Consider the following 25,494-nt stretch of genomic DNA (forward strand, 5'->3'; position numbering starts at 1 on the left):
GTGACGAGTTTGCGAGCAAAACGATGATTAAGTGGCCCTGGAAAGTACACGAAACAGACCAGAATGCGGCCTTGCCGTGGGATGACGCCCTGGCAATTCCCCTTCTGGTCAACCTGACTGCGCAAGAGCAAGCCAGATTAATTGCGCTGGCCGAGCGTTTTTTACAGCAAAAAAGGTTGGTCGCTCTTCAGGGATTTGAACTGGATGCGTTGAAAAGCGCGCGTATTGCGCTGCTTTTTTGTCTCCCGGTGCTGGAGCTGGGCATCGAATGGCTCGATGGCTTCCATGAAGTGCTAATCTACCCTGTGCCTTTTGTTGTGGATGATGAATGGGAAGATGATATTGGTCTGGTGCATAACCAGCGCGTTGTCCAGTCCGGGCAAAGCTGGCAGCAAGGCCCAATAATTCTGAACTGGCTTGATATCCAGGACTCCTTCGATGCGTCCGGCTTCAATCTGATTATCCATGAAGTGGCGCATAAACTTGATATGCGCAATGGCGACCGGGCCAGCGGCATCCCGTTGATTCCTCTGCGCGAAGTGGCTAGTTGGGAGCACGATCTCCACGCGGCTATGAACAATATTCAGGATGAAATTGATCTTGTGGGTGAAACCGCATCCAGCATTGATGCTTACGCAGCAACCGACCCTGCTGAATGCTTTGCGGTTCTGTCAGAATACTTCTTCAGCGCCCCGGAACTGTTCGCCCCGCGTTTCCCGGCATTGTGGCAACGTTTTTGTCAGTTTTATCGCCAGGACCCCTTACTGCGACTGCGTGATAACCCAGAAGAGGACAATATACCGACATCACACGTCCATTAAATCGCGGTTTTGAAGATTAATTAACCAATTGAAATGACGTGCGAATTTTACTGTTGACACGTTACAGAGCGGTCAGTATTATTCGCCTCGTTCACACGATTCCTCTGTAGTTCAGTCGGTAGAACGGCGGACTGTTAATCCGTATGTCACTGGTTCGAGTCCAGTCAGAGGAGCCAAATTTAGAAAAGCCCGCTTTTTAGCGGGCTTTTTGCTTTATATCTGATAATCAATGACCGCCTCATCCGACTCCATCACCTGGCGCTTAATATCTTCGACAGACAGCCCCGCATTACACAACTCAATAAACCGCCAGACGTAGTTGCGCTGTAACTGTCCGCGTTTCAGCCCCAGCCAGACGGTATTGGCATCAAATAAATGTCGGGTATCAAGACGCGTCAGCGCCCCCTCTTCCTGCTCGCCGCTGGATTGCTCGGCGACTAATCCAATCCCCAGCCCCAGAGCAACGTACGTTTTGATCACATCAGAGTCCTGAGCGCTCAGAACAATATCCGGCAACAACCCTTTGCGGGAGAAGGCTTCATCAATACGGGAACGCCCTGTAATGCCCTGACGATAAGTGATTAGCGGCCAGTGCGCGATCGCTTCCAGCGTCAGTGGTGAGGTCTGCACCAGGGGATGATCGCGAGGTACTAATAAACTGTGGTGCCAGCGAAACCAGGGAAAGGCCACCAGCAACGGATCATTACTCAGACGCTCACTGGCAATGCCGATATCCGCGCCACCGTTTTGCAACAGCCCCTCTATCTCCTGCGGCGTGCCCTGAATAAGCTCCAGTCGGACTTCCGGGAAAATCTCGCGAAAGGCTTTGATCACTTCCGGTAAACTATATCGCGCCTGGGTGTGCGTCGTGGCAATGGTCAGTACGCCAGATGTATCATTGGTGAACAGGTCGGCCAGTCTGCGAACATTGCTGGCCTCATTCAGGATGCGCTCGGCAATGACCAGCAGCGCCTTACCCGGTTCTGTCATCCCGAGCAGGCGCTTGCCGCGCCGGATAAAAATTTCAATACCGAGCTCATCTTCAAGCTCGCGAATATGCCGACTCACTCCCGACTGAGAGGTATAAAGCATATTGGCGACTTCAGTCAGGTTGTAATCCTGACGGGCCGCCTCGCGGATGATTTTAAGTTGCTGGAAATTCACGCTTCGCTCCGAAGACATCAGACATGACGCTATTGTTAAAGTCTGAAGCCCGGCATAACAAATAATAAAAACCTGCATCTTATACCGCGATGGAATAACGCTTAGCTCACCAGCAGAAGCTCACGGTTTTCCAGCATAGGGCGGCTCACCAGCGACATCAGGATCTCTTTCACTGCCTGTGCCTGCGGCGTCAGACTCCCCCTCGCCGACATATTCAGCGACAGCGGTAAACTCATCGACGGCGTGGTGATACGCGCCATCCAGCCATTTGCCGCGCCGCTTAACGATCGGGCTGCCGACTCCGGTAACACCGTCACCCCCATCCCACTGGCGATAGCCGCTGTTAATGTCGCGATGGATTCGATTTCACCAATCACTTTTGCGGTCAATCGGCGTAAGGAAAAGGCCTCATCCACGCGCGAACGAACGGCGCTATAGTCGCGAGGAAGGAAAAGATTCATCTCCGCAACCGCCGTTAAATCCACGCTCGGCCCAGGGCAATCCCGGGTTCCCACCAGAAAAAGATCTTCTTTCAGCAGCGGCTGGCTGGTAATACCGGCCACCGGAGAACGCTCGTAAAGAACCGCCATATCAAGTTGGCCACTGAGTAATTTATCATTCAGTACCACCCCGCTGTTTTCATGCAGGTAGACCAACACCTCTGGCAATTCCGCCCGCACGGCCTGTAGCAGCGGCATCGTCACCGACGAAGCGGCCGTTCCCGGCGCCAGACCAATAGACACCTGCCCCCTCAGCGTTTGCCCGACGTTATTAACCGCCAGCTGTGCCTGTTCACACTGACGCAAAATCGTTCGCGCATGGGTATACAGGATTTTTCCTGCTTCAGTCGGCGTCACGCCGCGCTTTGTCCGAATCAACAATTGCTGATCCAGTTCCCCTTCCAGCGTAGCGACCTGCTGGCTGAGTGCGGGTTGCGCAATGTGTAATACTTCCGCGGCCTGCGTCAGGCTACCGATGTCGACGATTTTCACAAAGTATTTCAGTCGTCTGAAGTTCATTTTGCCTCCTGTCAGGAATACCAGTCATGATACTGGCTGTCATGTTATGAAGGATTTTGCAAAAGGCTTGCCAGTTTCTGGCCGACGCTGATTTTTATGCTAACCTGCTGTCAAATAAGAGAATGTGATTACAAGACAACGTTTTTAACGTTAACAACAGTTTCCGATCTGCCCCATAAGAGGTACGTTTGCACCAGAATGGCGCAAAATAGCGGCCGAATGAAAGATCATCGCTTTGTTGATTTTGTCAGCAAACGAACGCGCAATCGCATTTCACCCTTTGACAATGCTCGTGGGCGTCGTTAATATGCGCCCCGTTCACACGATTCCTCTGTAGTTCAGTCGGTAGAACGGCGGACTGTTAATCCGTATGTCACTGGTTCGAGTCCAGTCAGAGGAGCCAGATTTAGAAAAGCCCGCTTTTTAGCGGGCTTTTTGCTTTTCTGTACTCCGAACAACCACAATCAGGTATACGTTCCAGCCGCTTACCGTTTCTGGCCGTCATATTGATGACGTTCTGGCGAGCAACACAATAATAAACAAACCGCCAATACCCGCCGTAATAATGCCGACAGGCAGTTCCTGCGAGGTCAGCAACGTTCGGCTGACAATATCGCCGCCGCACAACAGCACAGCCCCCCAGACACCACAAAGAGGCAGTAAAAGCAGATGCTTAACGCCAGAAAAGTACCGACACAGATGTGGCACCATCAGCCCAACAAAGCCGATCACTCCCGTCAGTGCCACTAAGAAAGAGGTCGCCAGCGCGCAGCACAGGAAAATTTCCATCCGCAGGCGGCTGACGTTAATCCCCAGCGATAACGCCGTCTGCTCACCGGCCAGCATGCCATCCAGCGCACGCCATCGCAGCAGAATAAAAGCGCTCAGTAATATCAGGCTCAGTAAGGCGAAAGGCAGATTGCCCCAACTGGCTAATCCCAGGCCGCCCAGTGACCAGAACAGCACGGAACTGGCGGCACGTTGATCGCCAGAAAAAATGAAATAGCTGGTTAACGCGCCAAACAGAAAGGAGATAGCAAGCCCACTGATAATTAACTGCTCAGCCCCACGTTGCTTTTTGAAGTGGAACAGTAATATCACCGCCATAGAGGAGCAGATCCCACCAACAAATGCCGATACGGGGAGCGTCAGCGTGCCAAGCTGATTGCCGAATCGGGTAATGACCAGCACCGCGCCCGCCGATGCGCCCGATGACAGCCCAAATAAAAACGGATCGGCAAGATCATTACGTGTGGTGGTCTGCAACAACGCGCCCACTATCGCCAGCCCTGCCCCTGTAAGTACAGAGAGCAGCGTCCTCGGCACGCGTAAGTCAATCACAATTCTGCTGACCATATCCGATACCGGCACATCTGCAATCCCCATCGCTCCCAGCACCTGCAACAGCGATAACGAAACAGCGCCTTTGGCAATACTGAGTAACATTAATCCTGCCAGTACCACCACCGCGCTCCACATCGCCCAGTAGTAACGGTACGAAGTGAAACTCATTGTGCAGCCGTCTGATACATGGCCCGCGCCAGTTTTTCTACTGCTTTGACATTCGCAGGGCCTGGCGTCAGTTCAGCATATTGCAGCTTCAGATAACGTTGGTGTTTCACCGCTGGCGTGAGTTTCATCAACGGGTGATTTTCCAGGAAGTGACGAAGCTCATCAGCCCCACTTCCCGTTTGATAATCCAGCAGAATGATAAAGTCCGGCTCAGTGGCAGCCACACTTTCCCAGGAAGTTGTACCCCAACTGATATCCAGCGCCTCCATCGCATTTTTACCACCAGCCGCTTCAATAATGGCGTCAGGCATCGCGTATTTCCCGCTAGTAAAAGGTTTATCCTCTCCCGAATCATAAACAAACACGCTTAATGGTCGGGCTCCTTTCGGCGGTTTGGGCAGCACCTCCAGCGTCTTTTTCCAGTGATTAACCAGCGCCCGAGCGTCATCTTGCTTACCAAAAATCTTCCCCAGCGTCAGTACGTCATTATAAAGTAGATCCATACTGGCTTTACGCTTATGCGTGGCAGTAAAGACGCAACTTTCGCTCAGAACAAAAGTCTTGATGCCATATTTATTGAGTGAAGAAGGCGTCACTTCACCCCCTACTTTCATGCCATAATTCCAGCCTGCGAAAAAGAAATCTGGATTAACCGCCAGCAATGTTTCCAGAGAGGGATATTTCGGTGCCAGTTCAGGGATCGACCCCATTGCTTTTTTAAATTCCGGCGTCATTTTGTACCACCCGCTGATACCGGTCAGACCGACGATACGATCCTGTAAATTCAGAGCGAACGCCATTTCAGACATATTAAGGTCATTAATAATCGCTCGCTTTGGCGGTTCCGTGAACGTCACGGGTGTTCCACAACTTTCTATGGTGACAGGAAAATCCGCAGCCTCTACTGCCGATACCGACAAAATAGCAACCATGCCTGCAAGCAATTTTTTCATCACAATCCTCAGATATTTATTATGCATAGCCAGGAACTTCAAAAATACGCAGCGCTTTCCCCGTATCAGGGTGTGGTACGGTAAAGCAGGTCAACCCAAAAACGGGATAAAGGTTTTCAGACACCAGCACACGCTCCGGTGTGTCGCAAAGCACCATTCTTCCCTGCGACAGAAGAAGAACGCGGTCAGCAAAAGATTCAATCAGCGACAGATCGTGCAATACCGCCACCACCGTTATCCCCTTGTTTTTCACCAACGAAAGCAGTTCCACCCGACCGGAGGGATCCAGATGGTTGGTTGGCTCATCAAGCAGCACCAGGCTCGGCATCTGAGCTAACACCCGCGCCAGCGCCGCCCGCTGCCTTTCTCCGCCAGAAAGCGCAGACAGCGACCGCTTTCGCAACGCCAGTAATCCCGTCTCTTTAATGGCATTCGTCACGATGGCATCATGCCTGTCGCGTGGTGCATCCCGGGCGTGCGGGATACGCCCCAGCGCCACATAATCCTCAAGAGCCAGCCTCAGATTGGGCGTATCATTTTGCGCCAGAACGGCGATCTGCTTTGCCCGCTGCTGCCGCGACAGCGCCGAAACAGACCGGCCCAGTAGCTGAATATTGCCCTTCTGAAGAGGGAGTTCCTGGCTTATTGCCCTCAGTAAAGACGTTTTACCGCTGCCGTTAGGCCCAATAACGGCCAGGCATTTCCCTTCCTCAACCTCAAAGCGAATTGCACAAAGCAGTTCTCCGCCTCCGGGTCGCTGTAGCGACGCAATATTGACGCTTAGAGCACTCGCCGGGTTATCACTGGATGCGACGAATTGCACAATACTTAACCTCTTCCATGATTGAACCATTAATTGGATATGTTATATCATAACAATTAATGTTAACAACCCTGAGATACAAGGCGATTTCAACCGGGGCTCCGTACTATTTTTCATCTTGTCTGCGCGTGACGGATAAAATCATTTTCTCTTTCCGTCTGTCGCGGTAGTCTCATAAAGGCCGTTAATATGTCGGCAGCAATATGAGTAATCATTTCTCCATACTAATAACTAAAAAAACAGCACAGACAGGATAACTATGGATTCCACCCTCACCTCCACGCGTCCCCAGGATGAGACGCCTTCGCTTAATCGCGCGCGCCGCGCCGCATTAGGAAGCTTCGCTGGCGCAGTCGTCGACTGGTACGATTTTCTGCTCTATGGCATCACCGCTGCCCTGGTGTTTAATCGTGAATTCTTCCCGCAAATCAGCCCGGCGATGGGTACACTCGCGGCGTTTGCCACCTTCGGCGTTGGCTTTCTGTTTCGCCCGCTGGGGGGTGTGATCTTCGGCCACTTCGGCGATCGTCTGGGCCGTAAGCGTATGCTGATGCTGACCGTATGGATGATGGGTATCGCTACCGCACTGATTGGCATCCTCCCTTCTTTCGCCACTATAGGCTGGTGGGCGCCGGTATTACTGGTGATATTACGGGCTGTTCAGGGTTTTGCCGTCGGTGGCGAATGGGGTGGCGCTGCATTGCTGTCGGTTGAAAGCGCGCCGGAGAACAAAAAAGCGTTTTACAGCAGCGGCGTTCAGGTGGGTTATGGCGTAGGGCTGCTGCTCTCGACCGGTCTGGTCTCGCTGATCAGCACGCTGACGACCGATGAGCAGTTTCTGAGTTGGGGCTGGCGCATCCCATTCTTGTTCAGCATTATTCTGGTGCTTGGCGCCTTATGGGTGCGCAATGGCATGGAAGAGTCCGCCGAATTTGAACAGCAGAAGCAGGAAACACCACCGGCGAAAAAACGCTTGCCGGTTATGGAGGCGTTGAGCCGTCACCCTGGCGCATTTCTGAAAATCATCGGCCTGCGCCTGTGCGAGCTGCTGACGATGTATATCGTCACCGCGTTCGCCCTGAACTACTCCACCCAAAATCTGGGCCTTCCGCGTGAGCTTTTTCTGAATATCGGTCTGCTGGTGGGGGGACTAAGCTGCCTGACGATTCCCTGCTTTGCCTGGCTTGCGGACCGCTTCGGTCGTCGGCGTGTCTATATTACAGGTGCCTTAATCGGTACGCTCAGCGCATTCCCGTTTTTTATGGCGCTTGAAGCCCAGTCAATCTTCTGGATTGTGTTCTTCTCCATCATGCTGGCCAATATTGCTCATGATATGGTGGTCTGCGTACAGCAGCCGATGTTTACCGGCATGTTCGGTGCAGGTTATCGCTACAGCGGTGCCGGAGTCGGTTACCAGGTCGCCAGCGTCGTGGGCGGCGGGTTCACTCCCTTTATCGCCGCCGCACTGGTCACCTTCTCCGATGGGAACTGGCACAGCGTTGCCATTTACCTGCTGGCAGGCTGCCTGATCTCTGCCGTTACGGCGCTGTTGATGAAAAATAAACCACACGTCTAATCCCTGTACGGGGGCCATCTGGCCTCCGTCTGTTCTTACGCAACGTCTGACTTTTGTTTCACATTCCTGTGACATACTATCGGGAGAGCAGTACACCTGTGGAACAAGGAGACAGACATGAATAATAAGGGCGCTGGCCTGACCCCGTCTCAGGCGCTGGATAAACTGGACGAACTCTACGAGCAATCGGTTCAGGCTCTGCGTAACGCAATTGGCAAGTATGTTGAAAACGGGGAACTTCCAGACATTACAGCCCGAAATAATGGCCTTTTTGTTTACCCATCGCTTTCCGTCTCCTGGAGCGGCAATGCGACGAATCCCCCCAAGACCCGCGCCTATGGCCGCTTTACCCATGCTGGCTGCTACACCACAACCATCACCCGTCCTGCGCTGTTTCGCCCTTACCTTGAAGAGCAATTAACGCTGCTGTATCAGGATTATGACGCGCATATCGCGGTTGAACCGTCCCATCATGAAATTCCGTATCCTTATGTCATTGACGGTTCCGAGCTGACGCTTGACCGCTCTATGAGCGCCGGATTGACGCGCTTTTTCCCCACCACTGAACTGGCGCAGATTGGCGACGAGACCGCGGACGGTTTGTTCCACCCCGGTGAGTTTTATCCGCTCTCTCACTTCGACGCGCGCCGTGTCGATTTCTCGCTGGCGCGACTGCGTCACTACACGGGGACGCCAGTTGAACATTTTCAGCCCTTTGTTCTGTTTACCAACTACACCCGCTATGTAGACGAATTTGTGCGCTGGGGATGCAGCCAGATTCTGGACCCGGACAGTCCCTATATCGCACTTTCCTGTGCTGGCGGGATCTGGATCACCGCAGAAACCGAGGCTCCTGAAGAAGCCACCTCCGATCTGGCGTGGAAAAAACACCAGATGCCAGCCTGGCACCTGATTACGGCTGACGGCCAGGGGATTACGCTGGTGAATATTGGCGTCGGGCCGTCAAACGCCAAAACTATTTGCGATCACCTGGCGGTACTGCGCCCGGACGTCTGGCTGATGATTGGTCACTGCGGCGGCCTGCGTGAAAGTCAGGCGATTGGCGACTATGTGCTGGCGCACGCCTACTTACGTGACGATCATGTGCTCGATGCCGTACTGCCGCCCGATATTCCCATCCCCAGCATCGCAGAAGTTCAGCGCGCGCTGTATGACGCCACAAAAATGGTGAGCGGCATGCCTGGCGAAGAGGTTAAACAACGGCTGCGTACCGGTACGGTCGTCACCACCGATGATCGTAACTGGGAGTTGCGCTACTCCGCCTCCGCATTGCGTTTCAACCTGAGCCGCGCCGTCGCCATTGATATGGAAAGCGCCACAATTGCCGCCCAGGGCTATCGCTTCCGCGTACCTTACGGCACGCTATTGTGCGTCTCCGACAAACCGTTGCACGGTGAGATTAAACTTCCCGGCCAGGCTAACCGTTTTTATGAAGGTGCGATTTCGGAGCACCTGCAAATCGGCATCCGCGCCATTGATCTGTTACGCGCAGAAGGCGATCGCCTGCACTCACGTAAACTGCGCACATTCAACGAACCGCCGTTCCGTTAAGGCATGAAGGTGTCTATGAGCAACCCAACTCCTCTTTCCGCCCTGCGTAATCTCCTGATTGCGCAGGGGCTGGATGGCATGATCGTTCCTCGCGCCGATGCTCATCAAAGCGAGGACTGCACGCCACACGATAATAAACTGGCCTGGTTAACGGGCTTTAGCGGTTCTGCCGGACTGGCGTTAGTGCTTCGCGACCGCGCATTGCTGTTTGTGGATGGCCGCTACCAGGTTCAGGCCCGCGCCGAAGTCGATCGTAATGATTTTGAAATTCATCACCTGCATAACGAGCCGCTTGCGGAGTATTTGCAGGAACAGGTTGCCTCCGGCGCACGTATTGCCTTCGAACCTCTGCTGATGGTCAACAGCCAGTTTGAGACACTCTCAGCTACCCACTGCGAACTGGTGGCGTTAGACAGCGATCCGTTCGACGTTGTATGGCAAAACCGCCCCGCCGCCCCCTGCGGCATCATCCGGGAAATGCCCGTTGAAATCAGCGGTGAAAGCAGCGCGCAGAAACGCGCGCGCATTCTCGACGAACTGGCAAAACAGCAGGCGGATTACCTGCCGATCACCCTGCCGGATAATATCGCCTGGATGCTGAACGTGCGCGGCAGCGACCTCAACATGGTGCCTGTTCCTTTCTCGTTTGCGTTATTGCACCGCACGGGCGAACTGGAATGGTTTGTTGATGAAAAGAAAACTCAGCAGTTACCTGCAAGTTTGCTCAGCACGCTGACCATTTCCCCGCCGGGTGAGTTCCTTGCACGCTGTCAGCAACGCGCGGCCGGAAAGCGTTTCCTGGTTGATAAAGATTTCGCCCCGGTCGCCCTGCGCTTCGCTATTGAGCAGCATGGCGGTGACGTCATCTGGTCAGCAGATCCGATTACGCTGATGAAAGCGCACAAGAACGAAACCGAGCTGGCAGGATACCGCGAATGCCATGAGCAGGACGGCGCCGCCTGGGTTAATTTCCTCGCCTGGCTGGCGCACGAAGTGCCGCTGCGTGAAGCCGCAGGCAATCCAATAACGGAGCTGGAAGCCCAGGAAAAACAGCGGGCTTATCGCCAGCAACAACCGGGATTTCTTGAGCAGAGCTTTAACACCATTTCTGCATCGGCAGGCAATGCCGCCATGTGCCACTATCATTCAAGCGAGAAAACAAACGCGCCAGTCACAACCCAGGAGATGTACCTGAACGATTCGGGCGGTCAATATCAGAATGGTACGACAGACACGACCCGTACCCTCGCATTTGGGCCGCAGGAGCCGCAGCGTCGGTTACACTACACCGCTGTGTTGAAGGGCTTTTTGTCGCTGATTACCCTGCAATTCCCCAGCGGAACTCAGGGACACCAGCTTGACGCCTTTACCCGCCGGGCGCTTTGGGATCTTGGTCTGGATTACGATCACGGTGCGGGACACGGCGTAGGCCATCAGCTATTGATTCATGAGCAGCCACACCGTATCGCCAAAAAAGTGAACCCCTGGCCGCTGGTGGCAGGCAACATCATTACGATAGAGCCGGGCTATTACCTCGCCGGACAATACGGTATCCGCATTGAAAATCAGGTCGAAATTGTCGAAAGCCGCCCTGGTTTCTGCAAATTCTCCACACTGACGCTGGTGCCGATCGACTTAAGTCTCGTGGAATTACATCTGCTTAGCGAGGCAGAAAAACTGTGGATTGATGAGTACCATCAGCAGGTAAGAGAAACATTATCCCCTCGCGTAGAAAGCGGCGCCCGTCCGTGGCTGTTCGCCGCTACCGCTCCCATACGGGTGCGCGCAAATTAACCCTGTATGCTGAAAACCAAAAGCCCGCTAAAAGTGGGCTTTTTGGGTAGAGGGTCGGGTTTGTGCCAGGAGCGGACATTGCTAAGTTCCCGCTGGAGTATTTCTCAAGACCGAGTCATGGGAAAGAACATCGATGATCCTCGAAACACATTCATCACTGGATAATCTGCTCGAGTCTAGAATGAGGTGTTCTCTGTTCCATGGTTCATAAGTCAAATCGGTGACATCTTTCCAGGCAGGGTTAACCCCTCTACTTCAGACACTCTGGTTTCTACTCGTTTACGATGTTCTATCTTATCGGAGCATATAATCTCAATTTCTAAAAAGCCGGTTCTTGCAGATAAAGCGATTTCTCGATAGGCATCACGGATTAACGCCAGTAGGTTGACTGAGTCAGTGATTACTGTTGCTCCTAATAGCAGATTCTCCCTGGCGAGTGAGTAAGCAACAAAATAACCGGCAGGGCCCATTTCACGGTCACCTTCTTCGGCTTTGAGTATGGCTTGCTCAATCGTGTCAATTCGCAAGTAAAATGCGCTTAACTGCTTTGCCAAAGCCTGAGCGATCGTGCTCTTCCCGCTGCCAGGCAAGCCACTGAAGATGATTAGCATAACGTGTCCTTTAAATGATGAAACCCTGCAGTATTAAAACACAGCAGGCCTTAGATTGTGGGGTTTCGCATCGCAGCGATATGACAAGTGAAGAGTATTACTGCTCATGTTAATACCAGGCGCATCCGCTCCTCGCTCTTAGCTGACATGATTGATCGGGAAAATCTTCCGCACATATCTCCCGACTGTAACTATAAAGCACAGGTTTAAGCTCAGAAAATTTTGGTTTATTAAGTATGGATAAATGCGTAACTTGTTGATTTATACTAAGTGTAATATTGCGGATACACCAGCGCGGAAAGTTAACGTGTTGACAATAAATTCGGTATCGAAAACCGTGTTAGGTACAACTCTACCGAGGTTCAAATTCCTATCTCTCCGCTATTATTCAAGAAGTTACCCTTCCTGTTGATAGTGACACATACCGTTGAGAAAAAATGGGAAAAACCAGTGAGAAAAAATAGCGCCAGAGTAATGACTGACGCTACAGTGTTAATCACATTTTTATGTTCAGGGTTGAGCTTATTTTTACCTTTCTGTCGTATACGAGAACCTGAGATTCATGGATGTTATTTGGTCTTTTCTTGTACTTCTTTTTCAGCAGCTTCAACATCACGATACCAGCGAGGATGATGTTTCTTAGCCCACCGTCGACTGACTTTTCCTTCGATCATGCCGGTGATGGAGCCTTTCACCCAGAACGCCATATACATATGAATCAAAATAGCGTGGATCAGCACGATAGCCGCAGTTGCGTGAATCAATAAACTCCAGCGAACGACGACGATTGGAAAATAATGGGTAAAGTAAGGTCGCCAGATAATGACACCCGTCACCAGTAGTACAAAGATCAGGCTCATGATGCTCCAGAACATCATTTTCTGTCCGGCATTATATTTCCCGACATCCGCGACTTTATGTTCATTTCCTTTCAGTACCTCGACAATACCTTTAATCCATGGAATATCTTGTTTATCAGGGATATTGTGATGGACAAAACGGACGAACATAAACATCAGTACGACGAAGATCAGCACGCCAAAGAAGGGATGCAATATCCTTCCCATCTGCGGTGTACCAAAGGTTTCGGTCAACCATTGCAGAGTAGGGAAGAACAGAGCGATACCAGAAAGCGCTACCAGAAAGAAACTGATTACTACTGTCCAGTGACAGGCACGATCAATGAACTTCGTTCTCAGGATCATTTTGCTTTTACTCATGAGCGTTTTCCTCATCATCTGTCTCTTTGTTGGGCCCAATCCCTACATAGTGGTAAATCAGCCCAGCAAAGGTAGCGATAAATCCAGCAGCGGAAAGCGGTTTGAGGATCCCTTTCCATAGATTCACCGGGGTAGCAATATGCGGATCGTTCGGTAAGTTATGGTAAAGTTCCGGCTGATCGGCATGGTGCAAGACATACATCACATGAGTACCGCCCACACCTTGCGGGTTGTACACACCCGCGTTGGTGTATCCGCGTTTTTTTAGTTGTGTTGCACGGGTTTCCGCTACGTTCAGCATCTCTTTCTTGGTGCCAAACTGGATGGCACCTGTCGGGCAGGTTTTCACACAGGCTGGTTCCTGGCCGACGCTGATCCTGTCCACACAGAGCGTGCATTTATAGACACGATTATCTTCAGGGTTCAGCCGTGGGACATTAAACGGGCAACCGGCAATACAGTAACCACAACCGATACAGTGCTCAGACTGGAAATCGACGATACCGTTGGCGTACTGGATGATTGCTCCTGCAGACGGACATGCTTTAAGACAGCCAGGATCCGCGCAGTGCATGCAGCCATCTTTGCGGATCAACCATTCCAGCTTCTCATTCTGGGTGGTTTCGCTAAAACGCATCACAGTCCAGGATTTGGCACTGAGATCTGTAGGGTTGTCATATACACCGTTGCAATATCCGACGTCATCGCGGATGTCGTTCCATTCGGAGCAGGCTACCTGACAGCCTTTGCAGCCAATACAGGTCGTGACATCAATGAGTTTTGCCACTTCGGCACGAAAATCCCGTGCATGCGGCGGTGGAGTAATATTGTTGGTTGCAGAGCGTTTAATAATATCTTGTGATTGCATAGCCATTAGATCCTCCCTTACGCTCGCTCAATGTTAACCAGGAATGCTTTGTATTCTGGTGTTTGTGAGTTGGCGTCGCCGACGGATGGCGTCAGCGTGTTAGCGAGGAACCCTTTGCGTGTAGCCCCTTCAAATCCCCAGTGGCATGGGATCCCAATTGTATCCACCTGCCTGCCGTCAATTGTCAGCGTTTGCAGGCGTTTGGTTACAACGGCTTTCGCTTTGATAAAACCACGTTTGGACATGACCTTCACTGTGTCGCCTGCCGTAATCCCCTTCTTGCTCGCCAGCGCTTCGCCAATTTCGACGAACTGATCAGGTTGGGCGATGGCGTTCAGAAGAGCATGTTTAGTCCAGTGACGGAATAGCTCGGTAATCGAGTAAGTGGTCGCGACGTATGGGAAAATGTCAGATTTGCCCATATTAGCGATATCTCCAGGGTAGATGCGCGCAACCGGACTGGAAACAACATCCGGATGAAGCGGGTTGGTACCAATAGGTGATTCAATGGGTTCGTAATGTTCCGGGAATGGCCCGTCGTTCATTTTGTCGAGAGAAAACAGACGTGCGACACCTTCCGGATTCATGATAAAGGGCCCAACGTTACTGCCCGGAGCGGCCTGACTGTAGTCCGCCACATCCATTCCGGTCCATTTATTACCGTCCCAGTGTAGAAGGGCCCGTTTGACATCCCATGGCTTGCCGGCAGGGTCAGCTGAGGCGCGGTTGTAGAGAATTCGGCGATTTGCCGGCCAGGACCATGCCCAACCTGGCGTACAGCCCAGACCATACGGATCGCTGTTATCGCGATTGGCCATTTGGTTACCTTGCTCGGTCCAGCTTCCACAGTAGACCCAACAGAAGCTGCTGGTCGAGCCATCATCACGAAGCTGAGCAAAGCTGCTCAATTGTTGACCTTTCTTCGCGATCAATTGCCCTTTATCATCGTAGAGGTCTGCCAGCGCTATTCCGTTGGCTTCGCGGGCAATTTCTTCCGGATGTGGGTCATACGGGTCTTTATAGTTCCAGTTGATACTCATAAGAGGTTCTGGATTCGCACCGCCTTCCTGTTGGTATAGCTCACGCAGACGCATAAACAGACGGCCGAGAATTTTGCCATCATGCAACGCCTCACCCGGCGGTTCGGCCGCTGCCCAATGCCACTGTAACCATCGTCCAGAGTTAGCAATTGAACCGTTCTCTTCTGCAAAACAGGATGACGGCAGGCGGAACACTTCTGTCTGGATATCTTCCGGTTTAACCTCGTTCATTTCGCCGTGGTGCTGCCAGAAGTTAGATGATTCGGTAACCAGTGGATCGATAACCACCATATACTTCAGCTTCGAAAGTGCGCGGGACGATTTGTTTTTATCGGGAAATGCAGCCAGTGGATTGAAACCCTGAACGATGTAGCCGTTTATTTTGCCTTCCAGCATCAGCTCGGCCTGAGTCATCACGTCATAAAGACGATCCCATTTAGGCAGCCAGTCATAACCCCAGCTATTTTCCGCAGTTGCATGATCACCCCAGAAGCTTTTCATCATGCTGACAAAGAACTTCGGCGTATTCTGCCAGTAGTTCACTTCATTTACGCCCAACGCAGGTGGGGTAATTTGCGAGATATAGGTCTGATAGTCCGGCTGTTTTTCGGAAGGCAGCGGCATATACCCGGGGAGGTTGGTCGACAGCAGGCCAAGGTCAGTATAGCCCTGAATGTTTGAGTGGCCACGCAGGGCGTTTACGCCACCGCCAGCCATACCAATATTGCCCAACAGCAGTTGCAGCATTCCGGCCGCACGAATGATCTGCGCCCCGGCAGAATGGTGTGTCCAGCCCAACGCGTACAGAATAGTCGCGGTGCGGTCAGGTACGCTGGTGCTGGCGAGAATGTCGCAAATACGATTGAAGTCCTCCACCGATGTTCCGCACAGGCGACTCACCATTTCCGGGGTGTAACGATCGACATGAGTTTTGAGTAAATTCCAGACACAGCGGGGATGACTCAGCGTTTCATCACGCAGGGCATTTTCCTGCTCATCAAGCTGATAGAACCAACTCGATTTATCATATTGCCGTTTTTTAGGGTCATAGCCGCTGAATAATCCGTCATTGAACTGATAGTCTTCGCGGATCAGTAGAGCAGCATTGGTGTAATGGAGTACGTATTCGTACTGTACGCGCTTGTGTTTCAGCAGATACCGAATGACACCCAGCAGGAACGCGGTATCCGAACCCGCACGGATCGGTGCATAGAGATCGGCAACAGCGGCGCTACGGTTAAAACGTGGGTCGACCACCACAACGGTGGCGTCATTTTTGGTCTGTGCTTCAACCACCCATTTAAAACCAACCGGGTGAGCTTCAGCCGCGTTGCCGCCCATAATCAGCACCACGTTGGCGTTTTTAATATCCACCCAGTTGTTGGTCATTGCGCCACGACCAAACGTTGGTGCCAGCGCAGAAACGGTTGGACCATGGCACAGACGAGCCTGGCAGTCGATGGCGACCATCCCCAGGCTACGGGTAAATTTGTCGTCGAGGATACCGGTTTCATTGCTGGCTGCCGAAGAACACAGCATGCCTGTGGTCGTCCAGCGATTGACGGTCACACCCTGCGCGTTTTTCTCGATGAAATTAGCATCGCGATCATCCTTCATTAACCGCGCGATACGGTTGATGGCATCATCCCAACTGATACGTTCCCATTTATCAGAACCAGGGGCGCGATATTCGGGATACTGCAGGCGTGTTTCACTGTGAATATAATCCAACACGCCAGCACCTTTCGGACACAAAGAACCGCGGCTGACCGGATGATCAGGATCACCTTCAATGTGGTAGATGCTTTCTTTGACGTTTTTAGCTGTATCGCCAAGACTGTACATCAGCATGCCGCAACCTACTGAGCAATAAGTACAGTTATTACGAGTCTCTTTTGCTTTTAAGAGTTTGTACTGACGTGTTTCCGCATGAACGGAAAAAGATGATAAGAATCCGAGAGATGCAACAGTTGTTCCTGCCATACCACCCGCGCAGATTCGAAAGAACTGCCTCCGGCTGAGCTCCATTTTTTCTCCAGCTTAAACTTAAGACATGAAAAAGTTCAGTTATTGTAAGGTTAAATCGAATGATAAACCATTAACTTTTAGTGGTTATTGACATGATGAAATATTGTTTTTTTGATCTCGAGGGGGATTGCCAGGTAAAGAGTTGAACTGATATCTGATGATGGAGAAGCGCTAGAAGGGTTGGCGCTGGATGGTGTCGAACTATTGGGCATCGTGACATACTTCATCAACCGTAGGAGTAATGATAATTGCCCGGTGATCTGACATCGATTCGCGTCGGGATAATACCCCCGGTTTTACCGCAACAATACCTCGCATAAAAAACCAGCATAACAGGCTGGTTCTTAAGGGGAATTTTGGTCGGCACGAGAAGATTTGAACCTCCGCCTCCTGGCACCCTATAATGGAGCTGAAGGCTGCTATGTGCCAATAGCGGACCTTACCCACTGCAGTATTTACCTGACTGAGATCCATTCAGTAATGGTTAACGCCAACGCCTCAGGCTGTTCGAACGGAATCATATGACCGCAATCCTTGATGGTTCTCAACGATGCATCAGGTATGGCATCGACCAGCTCCTCTGCTTCCTGCATGGAACGGATGGCGTCATCTTCACTGGCAATAACCAGTGTGGGACAACCTATCGTTGCTGAAGGAATACCTTGTCGGGTTAAGGTCGATTGCGTAATGAAGGCTTCAAATCCGAGACAACGTCCCATTTGCTGGATAGTTGAAATCATATCCCGATCTGATGCGTTTAGGGGGGGCAGTGACCGGGCAATAGCATGGCTGCTCAGCCCCTTAAACGTTGCGGGTGACAATGACTGCACGCTTTGCCACTTTGATTCCGCCTCTAATGGCGTATCTTCCCGTAACGAACTGGCAATCAGTACCAGGGACTCCACACGATCCGAAAAATCTGCAGCAAACTGCCGGGCAATGTACCCTCCCAGTGAAAAACCTATCAACGTAAATTTGTCTGGCAGACAGGTACTCATATGCTGCGCGATATCATGGAGGGTTAGTCCTCCGGTTACGGAAGCATGATGAACAATACAGTTTGCTGGCAGGTATGTTTCAAATTCACGCCAGAGCATTTCATTCAGCATATACCCGGGAATTAAAACGATCGTTCGTGGCGTTAGACTCATAGCACTTGCTTAAATGTATCGGAGGATTAGCTCAGAACGGTTTAAAAATATCTGACCAGGGCTGAAACGACAATCCCAAGGGTGATAGCAATTAAAGGTCTTTTAAAAACCAGCATCACGACGGCCGTGGTCAATAATGCCATCTGAGCGCCTTTGTCGCCTGTGAGGGCAACGGGGGCTAAAATCGCCACGAGAACGGAGCCTGACATCCCCTGAATAAAGGCTTTTATTCGGTTATTAAAAGGCACAAAAGACATAATCCAGACACCACCCCATCGGGTAACGAGGGTGACCAACGCCATAACAAAAATAATAATAAGAGGTCCTGTGCCTACCGTCTCAATACTCATTTTTTCTCTCTCATGATAATTCCAGTAATACCTCCGGCGAGGGCTCCAGCGATCACATGACTATTTTCTGGTAACCATTTATACGCTATCAGCGAGGCACTGGCCGCTGCGGCCCAGATAATCCACATCCTCAGGTTTCTTTCCCCTTCGAACACCATAGAAAGGAGAAAACACCCCATGACCATATCAAGACCAGCGCTTTTGGGATCCTGGATAACGCTCCCGAAATACAGTCCTGCCAGGGTTCCTGCTCCCCAAAAAAGCCATAACGCAAGACCGCCACCAAAGAGTAATCCCAGCCCCGCGCTTCCCCTGCTGAATGCCTGTATGGACATGGCCCAGTTAGCATCGGAAACGACCATCATGATCCCGTAGCGTTTAGCGGGTGTTAACGCGCGCAACCACGGGTATAAAGTGGCCCCCATTAACAGATGCCTGGCATTAATGGCAAAAACGGTGGCGATAAGGGTTAATACAGGAACCTGATCGGTCCAAAGCTCTAAGGTGGCGAATTGAGCATAACCGGCAAAAACCAGCAAACTCATCATTGTCGCCGACGTCGGGTCCACTCCTTTCTGCGATGCGGCCAGGCCAAAGGCTGCACCAAAAATAGCGACAAACAGTGAAACCGGGATAAGCTGCCGAAAACCATCCCATATCAGCGAATGATTAAGTTGAGACAAATCGGGCTGGTGATGCGTCATCCGGGACCTCATGAACTTCATAACAGTGAAAGCAAACAGGGGGCCACTATGACAGTGTTGTGGAATCGATAAAAACGCATAATAATTGATGTTAATATTTGATTACCGAATGCAAGGCTCAAAGGTGCATTATCAAGACCTCCAGATGGACTGGCTTAAATGTTTTGTCGCGGTAGTGGATGCGGGATCGCTTTCGGCTGCGGCACCTGAAGTCTATCGCTCACAATCTGCGGTCAGCATGCAACTTAAAAAGCTGGAATCTGCATTAGGGTGTCAGCTATTACTTCGCGGTCCTCGTCAACATCAACTCACGTCTGAAGGTCAAAAACTGCTGGGATATGCCCGAAGGATACTCGACCTTCATGCTGAAACGCAGGCCGCATTTCACGGTAAGGAGTTAACAGGGCGTATTCGTCTGGGGGTCCCTGATGACTATGCAGCAAAATACCTTACCCCTGCGCTGAAGAGATTTGCCCCTAACTTTGGGTCAGTCGAGATCGAACTGAGCTGTGAGCAATCAACGTCTTTAATTCCCCGCGTTGAGGTCGGCGATCTCGATTTGGCGCTGGTTTCCCGGGAACATCCCAACCAGGGCGCGTTACTGTTTTATGAACCGATGGTGTGGGTGGGTTCTCCACAGTTTGAGGTCTGGCGGCGCGATCCATTACCCATTGCGGTTTATGAAAGTACAAGCCTTGCTAAACGTAGTGCTATCAACGCATTAGCACTGCAGGGGCGGAGATATAAGGTGGTGTATAACAGCTCCAGCCTGTCAGGGCAGATTACCGCAGTGGAAAGTGGACTGGCTGTTGCGGTGCTGACCCAGTGCAGCGTGCCGCCTCATCTGCAAATTCTTGGCAGTGAACATCTTTTGGGGCCTCTTGAACCCATGGAAGTCTCATTGTTCAGAAGCCGTACTTCCCAGGGTTCTCCTGCAGTGGATAGTTTGTACGATTTGCTCCTCAGGACATTACGGGTCAGAAAAGTTGAAAGTTGAGACGATTTTTAGGTGCCTCAACGTCCGCTCATCGCTCATAGCAGACTGTTCACTTACGTCAGACTGTTTTGCGTCAAAACGGACGCTACGATTAACCATTTTCTGCCTCTGGCGATCTTAATCGGCTCATAATTCGAGCCGATTAAGATACATGATTACACCGTCGGGATGGTGCCGCCATCTATCACATATTCGGTGCCGGTGATGGTGGCAGCATGAGATGACGCGAGGAAAGCAATGAGCTTCGCCACCTCAATGGGCTTTGACGGACGACCAAGAGGAATACCCCCGAGTGCATTCATGATGATTTGCTTACCGCCTTCGTAATCCGTTCCCGCCTGCTTCGCCAGTCGCTCTGCCATCGCTACCGAAGCTTCGGTTTCGATCCAGCCGGGCGCAACACGAACCACACGGACCCCCTTCGGGGATACCTCTTTCGACAGGCTCTTGCTGTACGCCGACAGCGCAGCTTTTGCCGCCGCATAACCGGTGGTCGATTCCGGTAACGGCAGTTCACGCTGGATAGAGGTGACGTGAATGATAACCCCGCTGCCCTGCGCCAGCATCCCTGGCAGCAGCGCACGATCTAAGCGTACCGCTGGCAGCAGATTAAGGTTGAGTTCCTGCTGCCACTCCGTTTCGCCCAGTGCTGCAAAACCACCTCCAGGTGAGGTAGAACCGCCCGCAACATGGATGATGGCGTCGACACCGCCCAGATGCTTCTGAACGGCTTCAGCTACTGAAGCACACCCGTTGACCGTGGTCAGGTCCGCCGCCACGAAGGCGTCGGCGATACATTCTGTGGGCGTATGACGCGCGGTGGTTAACACCCTGGCACCCAGTTGCTTTAATAATCCAACGACCGCTTTGCCGACGCCTTTGGTGCCGGCAGTAACCAGTATGCGTTTGTCCTGAAAATCAAGATCTAACGACATCAGATAATCTCCAGTGTGTTGATCTTGCCGCCGACCAGGCCGAAAGCATGCTTAAGCACTATCGGGCTGCCGGGAAAATTACCGACGACGTTTGAGGTGACTGTCACCCGGTGGCCTTCGGTGAGGAACTGAACCGGCTCAACGCTGTAGTCAAACGCGGCCTGTGCGGCACGTTGCCATGCCTCGATCGCTGCGTGTCCCTTATGCGTTTTACCTTCGTCTGTCACGACAGCATCGGCGGTAAAACAGTGCTTAACGTTGGCAATATCTGCTCCGTTGCTGATCGCAAAATAGTCAGAAATAGCGTGCGGTAGGGCTAATGACATGGCGCTTTACTCCCGTTGTTTACAGTACAGGAATTTTCAACATAGACTGTGAAATTGACAAGTACGCACGAAAAAGTGAGCAACTGAATTATGAGTAAGTTATACACTCCAGAATCTGCCGCAAGCGGCGTGGAGCATGTGCTGCGACTGCTGGAAGGTCGCTGGAAATTAATTATTCTTTTTCATCTGTTCGATGGAAAGGTACAGCGCTATTCTGATTTTGAAAAACTGATCCCGGGTATTTCACAGAAGATGCTGGCTCAGCAACTGCGACAACTGGAAGCCGACGGCATAGTATCACGCACGGTGTACCCTCAGGTGCCGCCGAAAGTGGAATATCGCCTGACCGAGTGGGGGCAAGAACTGTGCCCGGCCCTTGATGCAATGCTGAAATGGGCGGAAAAACGCGAGGATTAGTTGTCACCAGGGCCTTTTTGTCGTGAGCGAAAATCACTGATATCTGGTTTTCGCTCAAATCGGACATGGTTATGCCGAACCTCTTGTCCGGCGTACACCGGGGGCAATGACGATATATTTGGATGGGTTACATCTGGAATGACGTGTAAATACCTGCGTACCATTCCCGTAGCATTAAACTGCCTGAGTCATCACCGATTTAAACTGCGCATGCCACATGTCGTAAAATTTTCCCCGACGGCTTATCAGCGCAGTGAAGTCCCCATTTTCGATGACCTCTCCAGCAGACATCACGATAATCCTGTCGAACTCTTTTATATTACCGAGCCTGTGCGTCACTGCGATCACGGTTGTGTTCAGGGCCAGAATATCATTAAACAGCCGGTGCTCAGTTTCAGGATCGAGTGATGAAGAGAACTCATCAAAAATAAACAGATTGGCCTTTCGGTATAGCGCCCGTGCAATCGCGAGCCGCTGCCACTGCCCTATAGAGAGTTCATCGCCGCCGAACTGCTTGCCCAGCCGGGTATGCTGGTCATACGGAAATCCTACCTTTTTCAGCAATTCATCAACCGCTGGCGACGGGGTTTCTGCATCATAATTATTCAGGGCAATGTTTTCGCCCACCGTGAACTCGTATTTTCCGTAATCCTGAAACACGGTGGCTATCTGGTTCCGGTAACTTTCAATATCCAACCTGTCGAGCGGCACGCCTGACACAGACACCGCCCCCTCACTGAAGGCGTACATACGCAGGATCATTTTAATCAGAGTTGTTTTTCCGCTGCCGTTCTCACCGAGAATAACGACCTTTTCACCGGGGGCAATTTCAAGGTTAACCCCATTCAGGGCTGGATGATTACGCCCCTCATACTGAAACCGAAGTTTGTGAATGCTGAGGGCAAAAGGTGTTTCGGCGGGTAAGGTAAGGTGCCCGTTTTTCACCGGTTCAATCTTATCCGTCATAAACGCATGGTAGCGGGTGAAAAAACTGCTCATGCTGACGAGATTCGAACCATAATTGGCTATCTCGTCGAGGTGCGATTTCATCATCACAATGGACTGAAACACCATCACCAGCGCGCTCACGGCAATATCACTGGTGCGTAAGTTGTTTAAAAAAAGAGTTACCCCGACGAACAGCATAGTCAGGCTCAGCATCATGGCTGGCACAGGCGTGATTAGCGCGCGGATGCGCTGTTTGTGCATGCGATTATAGGTATTGCGAGCGGACGCATTGAATTTAGTCAGCAGATATTTACCAAGACCGTAAAGCCGGATCTCCTGCAAAAAACTCTTGTCCATACTGACGCCATATACGTAGCGCATCGCAATCGCATCTTTAGACGTGAAGAATAAATCCCGCACGTATCTCTGCTGGATATGCATATTGATGGCAATCATCGGTATGGCGGAAAGCGCACAAATGGCCGCCCCTGCTCCTGAATAGTTGATCAGAACCAGCAGCAGACTGCCGGCCATGACGATTGCCCGGATAACGTAAATGATACAGATGATGAAATTAAGTGGTCGATACGCCGCTTCTTTTTTCAAATATTCCAGTTGCTCGTAACGCTCCTTATTATCAAACAGGCTCAGGGAAAAGGAGTCGTTCATACGGCACATAATCTTAGCGCTGAAGTGATTGGTCGAAATCTCCGTGACATCCCCCTGAACAAGATTGACCAGAGGCTGCATAAGCTGCATGCCAAGGAGTGAAACACACCAGACCGCAACGTTCAGCATCAGATCGCCGTCGGTGGTTTGCACTGCATGCAGCGTGTTGATTATTTGGCCGGTCATAAAGATGTTGAGGGCCGGTATCAGCCCCTGAAGCAACACAACGACGATAAGTGCGGTAATACGAAGTGGGCATGACGCAAAGACGTACCTGATAGCCAGTAGCACTGACGACCTCCCTTGTTGCAGTAGCCATAGATCGTGTGAGTCGCAGATCATGATAGATGAGAATGGCACTCAATTGCATTAATGGAATGTAACAGTGAACTGGGTTGTGAAGTAGACGTTCTCTCCCATCTCTGGCCATCGGCCAAATGCAATCGCGACTTCCCCTCCCCCAACGGCCCCCTGGTCTGATGGACATTTATCACCCAAACTTAAGCCAAAGACATGGTCTGCGTGGGCATTGTGCTTTACACTGCGCGCTGTAAAAACTGAGTAGATAAACGATTAACCAGGCGGTAAGGCGATGAACGGAACAATCACAACGTGGTTTAAAGATAAAGGTTTTGGATTTATCAAAGATGAAAACGGTGATAATCGCTATTTTCATGTGATTAAGGTTGCCAACCCTGAGCTGATTAAGAAAGACGCGGCGGTGATTTTTGAACCCACCACCAATAACAAAGGCTTGTCCGCTTATGCTGTGAAAGTCATCCCGGAAAGCAAATACATCTATATCGCGGGCGAGCGCCTGAAGCTCACGTCGATCAAGTCTTATCTGGTTTACAGCGAAGAAGTGCCAGCCGATACCCGAATTGATAAAGAAAACGCGGTGCTGTCTGTGGGCGTGCTGATGAGTAGTATCAGACCCAAATCAGCCGCAAAGCCCGGTGAAATGCGCTCGCTGAGAAAACTGGCAATCACCACCTTCCAGGGAACGACGTTAATCTTCTCAGAAGATGAGATAGACATAGAGGCCACGGTGAAACTGCTCAAGTAATTCATCTGAATCCCGTGCCGGAATACTGCGCCAGTTATAAACAGAATTCCGGCTCGCGTGCGCCAGGTACAGACGCAAAAATTACGGGTATAATCACATACATTATTCAACGGTTTCAGAAACGAAGATGACAAAACTCACCTTACAAGAGCAGATGCTAAAAGCGGGATTAGTAACCAGTAAAAAAATGGCCAAAGTCCAGAGAACGGCTAAAAAATCACGAGTTCAGGCGCGTGAAGCAAGAGAGGCTGTGGAAGAAAATAAAAAAGCGCAACTTGAGCGTGATAAACAGCTAAGCGAGCAACAAAAACAAGCGGCTTTATCTAAAGAATATAAAGCGCAGGTGAAGCAACTTATTGAAATGAATAGAATCAGCATTTCAAAAGGCGATATTGGTTTTAACTTCACAGATAATAACTTAATTAAAAAAATAGATGTGGATAAGGCGACGCAAGCCCAGTTGATTAATGGTCGTCTCGCCATTGCGCGTTTGGTTGTTGATAACGGTGGGGAATGTGAATACGCGATTATCCCCGCAAGCGTAGCCGATAAAATTGCACAGCGAGATGCTAACAGTATCGTCCTAAATAGTGCGCTTAGTCAGGAAGAGCAGGACGAAGAAGATCCGTATGCTGATTTTAAAGTGCCTGATGATTTGATGTGGTAATCAACGTTTGTCGTTCAGCGTCCGGCGTGCCGGGCACTGAAAGAACTGAATGCCGATGACGGAAAGCAAAAAGCCCGCTAAAAAGCGGGCTTTTCTAAATCTGGCTCCTCTGACTGGACTCGAACCAGTGACATACGGATTAACAGTCCGCCGTTCTACCGACTGAACTACAGAGGAATCGTGTGAACGGGGCGCATATTAACGACGCCCACGAGCATTGTCAAAGCCTGAATGCACAAACACGTTCGTTTGCCGAAATATTC

General features: G+C 51.1%; 23 protein-coding genes and 3 tRNA genes. 10 read left to right on the top strand and 16 right to left on the bottom strand.

Going from position 1 to position 25,494, the window contains the following annotated elements; translation table 11 throughout:
* The first annotated feature begins 23 nt into the window (after positions 1-23).
* Positions 24-821: a DgsA anti-repressor MtfA gene (gene mtfA / locus OGX84_RS09880; RefSeq protein WP_012131863.1), complete on the top strand. Its 798-nt coding sequence runs from the start codon at positions 24-26 to the stop codon at positions 819-821.
* Positions 822-921: 100 nt separating this feature from the next.
* Positions 922-997, top strand: a tRNA-Asn gene (locus OGX84_RS09885).
* 37 nt (positions 998-1,034) lie between these two features.
* Here the strand turns inward: OGX84_RS09885 and cbl are convergent.
* Both cbl and nac read right to left on the bottom strand, forming a co-directional pair.
* Entirely contained in the window at positions 1,035-1,985 is a 951-nt protein-coding gene (cbl, locus tag OGX84_RS09890; protein WP_024130225.1) for an HTH-type transcriptional regulator Cbl, read from the bottom strand.
* Positions 1,986-2,086: 101 nt separating this feature from the next.
* Positions 2,087-3,004 carry a nitrogen assimilation transcriptional regulator NAC gene (nac, locus tag OGX84_RS09895; RefSeq protein WP_047462844.1) on the bottom strand — a complete coding sequence of 306 codons (918 nt, stop codon included), beginning with the start codon at positions 3,002-3,004 and terminating at the stop codon, positions 2,087-2,089.
* Positions 3,005-3,331: 327 nt separating this feature from the next.
* On the opposite strand from nac, the gene OGX84_RS09900 reads away from it, so the two are divergent.
* A tRNA-Asn gene (locus tag OGX84_RS09900) sits at positions 3,332-3,407 on the top strand.
* Positions 3,408-3,505: 98 nt separating this feature from the next.
* On the opposite strand, the gene OGX84_RS09905 is transcribed toward OGX84_RS09900, so the two are convergent.
* From OGX84_RS09905 to OGX84_RS09915, 3 genes are read right to left on the bottom strand one after another with little or no spacing between them, the layout of a single operon-like run.
* Complete coding sequence (locus OGX84_RS09905) at positions 3,506-4,516, bottom strand: FecCD family ABC transporter permease (protein ID WP_112001972.1); 1,011 nt, start codon at positions 4,514-4,516, stop codon at positions 3,506-3,508.
* A complete protein-coding gene (locus OGX84_RS09910) occupies positions 4,513-5,469 on the bottom strand; it encodes an ABC transporter substrate-binding protein (protein ID WP_112001971.1) in 957 nt (318 codons plus the stop codon). The genes OGX84_RS09905 and OGX84_RS09910 overlap by 4 nt, the downstream gene beginning before the upstream one ends.
* Positions 5,470-5,488: 19 nt before the next feature.
* Positions 5,489-6,322 (bottom strand): ABC transporter ATP-binding protein, encoded by an 834-nt coding sequence (locus tag OGX84_RS09915; RefSeq protein WP_232623323.1) that lies wholly within the window; start codon positions 6,320-6,322, stop codon positions 5,489-5,491.
* A 229-nt stretch (positions 6,323-6,551) separates the two neighbouring features.
* Between OGX84_RS09915 and shiA the strand changes: the two genes are divergently transcribed.
* The 3 genes from shiA to OGX84_RS09930 all read left to right on the top strand — a co-directional run bounded on the left by shiA (position 6,552) and on the right by OGX84_RS09930 (position 11,234).
* Positions 6,552-7,868 carry a shikimate transporter gene (gene shiA / locus OGX84_RS09920; protein ID WP_012131820.1) on the top strand — a complete coding sequence of 439 codons (1,317 nt, stop codon included), beginning with the start codon at positions 6,552-6,554 and terminating at the stop codon, positions 7,866-7,868.
* 117 nt (positions 7,869-7,985) lie between these two features.
* Positions 7,986-9,440, top strand: coding sequence for an AMP nucleosidase (locus tag OGX84_RS09925; RefSeq protein WP_112001969.1), 1,455 nt, complete (start codon positions 7,986-7,988; stop codon positions 9,438-9,440).
* 15 nt (positions 9,441-9,455) lie between these two features.
* Positions 9,456-11,234, top strand: coding sequence for an aminopeptidase P family protein (locus tag OGX84_RS09930; protein ID WP_112001968.1), 1,779 nt, complete (start codon positions 9,456-9,458; stop codon positions 11,232-11,234).
* 212 nt (positions 11,235-11,446) lie between these two features.
* Here the strand turns inward: OGX84_RS09930 and OGX84_RS09935 are convergent, their stop codons facing one another.
* From OGX84_RS09935 to OGX84_RS09965, 7 genes are all read right to left on the bottom strand, one after another.
* Positions 11,447-11,845, bottom strand: a complete 399-nt coding sequence (locus OGX84_RS09935) for a P-loop nucleotide/nucleoside kinase family protein (protein ID WP_306414159.1) — start codon at positions 11,843-11,845, stop codon at positions 11,447-11,449.
* Positions 11,846-12,414: 569 nt separating this feature from the next.
* A complete protein-coding gene (gene fdnI / locus OGX84_RS09940) occupies positions 12,415-13,065 on the bottom strand; it encodes a formate dehydrogenase-N subunit gamma (protein ID WP_058669333.1) in 651 nt (216 codons plus the stop codon).
* Positions 13,058-13,939 (bottom strand): formate dehydrogenase subunit beta, encoded by an 882-nt coding sequence (gene fdxH / locus OGX84_RS09945; RefSeq protein ID WP_047462820.1) that lies wholly within the window; start codon positions 13,937-13,939, stop codon positions 13,058-13,060. Before fdxH ends, fdnI begins: the two co-directional genes overlap by 8 nt.
* A gap of 11 nt (positions 13,940-13,950) precedes the next feature.
* The gene (fdnG, locus tag OGX84_RS09950; protein WP_072025323.1) at positions 13,951-17,001 is read right to left on the bottom strand and encodes a formate dehydrogenase-N subunit alpha; all 3,051 of its coding nucleotides are present in this window, start codon (positions 16,999-17,001) and stop codon (positions 13,951-13,953) included.
* Between the two features lie 455 nt (positions 17,002-17,456).
* Positions 17,457-18,152: an alpha/beta fold hydrolase gene (locus OGX84_RS09955; protein ID WP_112001967.1), complete on the bottom strand. Its 696-nt coding sequence runs from the start codon at positions 18,150-18,152 to the stop codon at positions 17,457-17,459.
* Between the two features lie 41 nt (positions 18,153-18,193).
* Complete coding sequence (locus tag OGX84_RS09960; protein ID WP_047462811.1) at positions 18,194-18,502, bottom strand: AzlD family protein; 309 nt, start codon at positions 18,500-18,502, stop codon at positions 18,194-18,196.
* Positions 18,499-19,206: an AzlC family ABC transporter permease gene (locus tag OGX84_RS09965; protein ID WP_047462808.1), complete on the bottom strand. Its 708-nt coding sequence runs from the start codon at positions 19,204-19,206 to the stop codon at positions 18,499-18,501. The genes OGX84_RS09960 and OGX84_RS09965 overlap by 4 nt, the downstream gene beginning before the upstream one ends.
* Before the next feature lie 145 nt (positions 19,207-19,351).
* Between OGX84_RS09965 and OGX84_RS09970 the strand changes: the two genes are divergently transcribed.
* On the top strand, positions 19,352-20,203 hold the full coding sequence (locus OGX84_RS09970) for a LysR family transcriptional regulator (protein ID WP_286457973.1): 852 nt from the start codon (positions 19,352-19,354) through the stop codon (positions 20,201-20,203).
* A gap of 155 nt (positions 20,204-20,358) precedes the next feature.
* On the opposite strand, the gene OGX84_RS09975 is transcribed toward OGX84_RS09970, so the two are convergent.
* A complete protein-coding gene (locus OGX84_RS09975) occupies positions 20,359-21,138 on the bottom strand; it encodes an SDR family oxidoreductase (protein ID WP_058669334.1) in 780 nt (259 codons plus the stop codon).
* Positions 21,138-21,464 (bottom strand): nuclear transport factor 2 family protein, encoded by a 327-nt coding sequence (locus tag OGX84_RS09980; protein ID WP_047462801.1) that lies wholly within the window; start codon positions 21,462-21,464, stop codon positions 21,138-21,140. The genes OGX84_RS09975 and OGX84_RS09980 overlap by 1 nt, the downstream gene beginning before the upstream one ends.
* Before the next feature lie 90 nt (positions 21,465-21,554).
* On the opposite strand from OGX84_RS09980, the gene OGX84_RS09985 reads away from it, so the two are divergent.
* A complete protein-coding gene (locus tag OGX84_RS09985) occupies positions 21,555-21,881 on the top strand; it encodes a winged helix-turn-helix transcriptional regulator (RefSeq protein WP_012131813.1) in 327 nt (108 codons plus the stop codon).
* A gap of 174 nt (positions 21,882-22,055) precedes the next feature.
* On the opposite strand, the gene OGX84_RS09990 is transcribed toward OGX84_RS09985, so the two are convergent.
* Entirely contained in the window at positions 22,056-23,789 is a 1,734-nt protein-coding gene (locus tag OGX84_RS09990) for an ABC transporter ATP-binding protein (protein WP_161799995.1), read from the bottom strand.
* Positions 23,790-24,090: 301 nt separating this feature from the next.
* Between OGX84_RS09990 and OGX84_RS09995 the strand changes: the two genes are divergently transcribed.
* Together OGX84_RS09995 and OGX84_RS10000 are read left to right on the top strand one after the other, a co-directional pair.
* The gene (locus OGX84_RS09995) at positions 24,091-24,564 is read left to right on the top strand and encodes a cold-shock protein (protein ID WP_047462794.1); all 474 of its coding nucleotides are present in this window, start codon (positions 24,091-24,093) and stop codon (positions 24,562-24,564) included.
* A 127-nt stretch (positions 24,565-24,691) separates the two neighbouring features.
* Positions 24,692-25,231 (top strand): DUF2058 domain-containing protein, encoded by a 540-nt coding sequence (locus OGX84_RS10000; protein ID WP_012131810.1) that lies wholly within the window; start codon positions 24,692-24,694, stop codon positions 25,229-25,231.
* 101 nt (positions 25,232-25,332) lie between these two features.
* Here the strand turns inward: OGX84_RS10000 and OGX84_RS10005 are convergent.
* Positions 25,333-25,408: transfer RNA gene (locus tag OGX84_RS10005), tRNA-Asn, on the bottom strand.
* Between the last annotated feature and the right edge of the window lie 86 nt (positions 25,409-25,494).

The sequence above is a fragment of the Citrobacter sp. CK202 genome, from assembly GCF_030333225.1.
In the GTDB taxonomy this organism is placed as follows: Bacteria; Pseudomonadota; Gammaproteobacteria; order Enterobacterales; family Enterobacteriaceae; genus Citrobacter_B; species Citrobacter_B koseri.